Genomic DNA, 3,225 nt, shown 5'->3' on the forward strand with positions numbered 1-3,225 from the left:
GCCGGTGGCCACCGCGGCCGCCTTCGCGGCGGAGACCCACCGTGCCCGACGCCGGCCGGCGGCCTGGCGCGCGGCCCTCACCTGTGCCTTCCCCATGTGGGCCTCAGTCCTCGGTCGAGACGACGGCGTCCGGGTCATAGTACGGCTGGGGGCCGGGGCGCCGGTCGACCCGGATGGTCTCCCCGCCCTCCCGGGAGCCCATGGTCCGGGGATCGGAGGCCGGGCCGTCATAGGCCGTGAATTCGTCCGTGGGGTAAGCCTCGGCCGCGGTCCCCATGTAGTCGGCCCACATCGGGCCGGCGATGATGGAGCCCCACACGTCCTCATATTCGACGCCGCCGATGGTCTCGCCTTCCAGCGAGTCAAGATCACGGAAGTTGCCGACCCAGGAGGCGGTGGTCAGGCCGGTGGTGCTGCCGATGAACCAGGTGGAGGACGAGGAGTTGTTCGTGCCGGTCTTGCCGGCGATCGGGAAGGTGATGTCCTGGGCGATGCGCTCCGAGGCGATGGCCTTGAGCGTGTTGTTCAGCTCCGCGACGTGCTGGGTGTCCGCGACCTTCTCGCAGGCCACCGGCGGCACCTGGTAGGAGTTGCCGCGGGTGTCCGTCACCTCGCTGATGACGCGGGGCTCGCAGTAGTTGCCGTCGTCCGCGAAGGTCGCGTAGGCGGCGGCCATCATCAGGGGCGAGACCTCTTCCGAGCCCAGGACGAAGGACGGGTTCAGCGGGTTGATGGTCTCGCCGGTACCGGCGTTCTGGATGCCCACGCGGCCCATCAGGTCGGTGATGCCGCAGAGGTCCTGGGCGTAGGCGGCGGCCACCGTGGCCGTGTTGATGGACCAGTAGAGGCCGTAGTCGGCGCGCATCGGCTTGTTCATGTCCGCAATGGCGTTGCGGACGGTCCAGGCCGGGCGGTCCAGCAACAGGGGGATGGTCCCGGACTGGCCGCAGGAGCCCTGGAACTGGGTTCGGTTCGGGTAGGTGTTGGTCCGGGCATCGAGCGTGTCCGTCATCGAGTGCCCGGACTCGATCCAGGACAGGAAGGTGAAGGGCTTCATCGTGGAGCCGGCCTGGAAACCCGCACCGCCGCCCATGGGGCGGTCCACGCTGAAGTTGATGGTGGTGTTCTGGTCACCCTCGGCGGCCGGATCATAGGTGGTGTTCTGGGCCATCGCCCGGACGTTGCCCGTGCCCGGCTCCACCGTGACGAGGGAGGCGCCCACGGCGTCGTTCTCGCCGAACTCGGTGTACGGGGCGTTCTCGCGGGCGGCGCGTTCCGCCTCCTGCTGGAGGGTGGAGTCCAGGGTGGTGGTGATCTGCAGGCCGCCGCGGTCCAGCAGGCGCTGGCGCGACTCGGCGTCCGGACCGAAGGACTCGGACGCCAGGACGGTGCGCTGGACGTAGTCGCAGAAGTAGTTGCCGTAGTTGGCGGACATGCAGCCGGAGGCCAGGGGCGTGACGTCCAGGCCGAGATCGGACGCCACGGCCTCGTCGTACTCGGCCTGGGTGATGGCCTCGGTGCCGAGCATGGCGCCGAGCACGGTGTTGCGGCGCTCGGTGGCCCCCTCCGGGTTGTTGACCGGGTTGTAGCCGTTGGGGGACTGCACCATGCCGGCGAGCATCGCGGACTCCGGGATGTTCAGATCCGCGGCGCTCTTGTTGAAGAAGTAGCGTGCGGCGGCCTCGACGCCGTATACGCGGCCGGAGAAGAGCACGATGTTGAGGTAGCCCTCCAGGATCTCCTCCTTGGACATCTCCTTCTCCACGGCCACGGCCAGCTTCATCTCGCGCAGTTTGTCCGCCACGGTCTTGGTGCCGGAGATCGTGGTGCGCTCGTTGTTCAGGTACTGCGCGTTGACCAGCACGTTGTTCACGTACTGCTGGGTGAGGGTGGAGGCGCCCTGGGTCGAGTCAGAGGTGGCGTTGTTGACCAGGGCGCGGGTCAGGCCGCGGGCGTCCACGCCGCTGTGCTCGTAGAAGCGCTCGTCCTCGATCGAGATGATGGCGTCCTGCATGTTCGGGGAGATCTGGTCCAGCGCGACCGGGACGCGGTTCTCGGCGTAGAACGTGGCCAGCACGTTGCCGTCCTGGTCCAGGATGCGGGAGGGCACCGAGAGCGGCTCCTCCTTCAGCTCGGCGGGCAGCTGGTCCAGCATCTCCCCGCCGGCGGTGGCCGTGGCCCCGCCCACGGCGGCCATCGGCAGCATGAGTCCGGCCGCAAGCACGCCGCACAGCGCACTGACACCGAGGAAGGCGACGATCTTGCCCAGTGTGGTGGCAGTGTCGAAGAAGGGGGACTTGCGATTGGCCATGGCCACGATTCTACCGGCCGGATCGCCCTCCGTGACGGACCTGAGGGAACGGGCATTCCTGCGGTTAGGGTAGGTCCATGACAACCTGGGAATACCTCATCACGCCGCTGCCCCTCCACACGCCCAAGCAGGTGCTGGACATGCACGGTTCGGAGGGGTGGGAATTGGTCTCCATCGTCACCGGTCCCGAGGGCGGATCCGTGGCCTACCTGAAGCGTCCGAAGCAGTGAACGGGCCGGCTTCCACTGACGCCGGCGCCGCCGGAACCATCGAGGCGCGCCTGGCCGAGCTCGGCCTGACCCTTCCGCCGGTGGCGGCCCCCGTGGCGGCTTATGTCCCGGCCGTCGTCGAGGGGAACCTGGTGCACACCTCCGGCCAGTTGCCGTTCCAGGGCGGCCAGTTGCCGGCCACGGGCAAGGTCGGCGCCGAGGTGGAGCTGGAGGAGGCAGCCGAGCTGGCCTCCCTCTGCGCGGTCAACGCCCTCGCCGCCGTCAAGTCCGTCATCGGGGACCTCGACCGCATCGAACAGATCGTCAAGGTCGTCGGCTTCGTCTCCTCCGATCCGTCCTTCACCGCCCAACCCCAGGTCATCAACGGAGCCTCCGAACTGCTGGGCCGTGTCTTCGGTGATGCCGGCGCCCACGCCCGCTCCGCCGTCGGGGTGGCCGTGCTGCCGCTGGACGCGCCGGTCGAAGTCGAGATGACCGTCCGGTTCCGCTGACGACGCCGGCCCCGCGCCGCACCATGACCTCGTCACCTCCCGAGCCCCGGCCGCAGCAGCCCGGACAGCCGGTCTCCCGGACCTCGTCGGCCCGCCGCTCGTCCTCCGTGCCGCCAGCCCGGTTGCCCCCTGCACGGACGCCTGCACCGCCGTCCGGGCAGAAGTCTCCGCGGACCGGGCTGGCCGTCGGGCC

The 3,225-nt window shown here is 69.3% G+C and carries 3 protein-coding genes; 2 read left to right on the forward strand and 1 reads right to left on the reverse strand.

The window, feature by feature from the left end; all coding sequences use genetic code 11:
* Window positions 1–103: 103 nt before the first annotated feature.
* Entirely contained in the window at window positions 104–2,311 is a 2,208-nt protein-coding gene (locus RUH65_RS15530) for a transglycosylase domain-containing protein (protein WP_313818548.1), read from the reverse strand.
* A gap of 77 nt (window positions 2,312–2,388) precedes the next feature.
* Here RUH65_RS15530 and RUH65_RS15535 point away from each other — a divergent pair, with 77 nt between their 5' ends.
* A complete protein-coding gene (locus RUH65_RS15535; RefSeq protein ID WP_188805902.1) occupies window positions 2,389–2,541 on the forward strand; it encodes a hypothetical protein in 153 nt (50 codons plus the stop codon).
* Entirely contained in the window at window positions 2,538–3,032 is a 495-nt protein-coding gene (locus tag RUH65_RS15540; RefSeq protein ID WP_313818549.1) for a RidA family protein, read from the forward strand. The genes RUH65_RS15535 and RUH65_RS15540 overlap by 4 nt, the downstream gene beginning before the upstream one ends.
* Window positions 3,033–3,225 lie beyond the last annotated feature (193 nt).

Origin of the sequence: Citricoccus sp. (genome assembly GCF_032154715.1) — a bacterium.
Classification (GTDB): Bacteria; Actinomycetota; Actinomycetes; order Actinomycetales; family Micrococcaceae; genus Citricoccus.

Bases quoted from the DNA above. Each gene is read 5' to 3' on its own strand.
- RUH65_RS15530 (WP_313818548.1), bottom strand. From the start codon at position 2,311: ATGGCCAATCGCAAGTCCCCCTTCTTCGACACTGCCACCACACTGGGC.
- RUH65_RS15535 (WP_188805902.1), top strand. From the start codon at position 2,389: ATGACAACCTGGGAATACCTCATCACGCCGCTGCCCCTCCACACGCCC.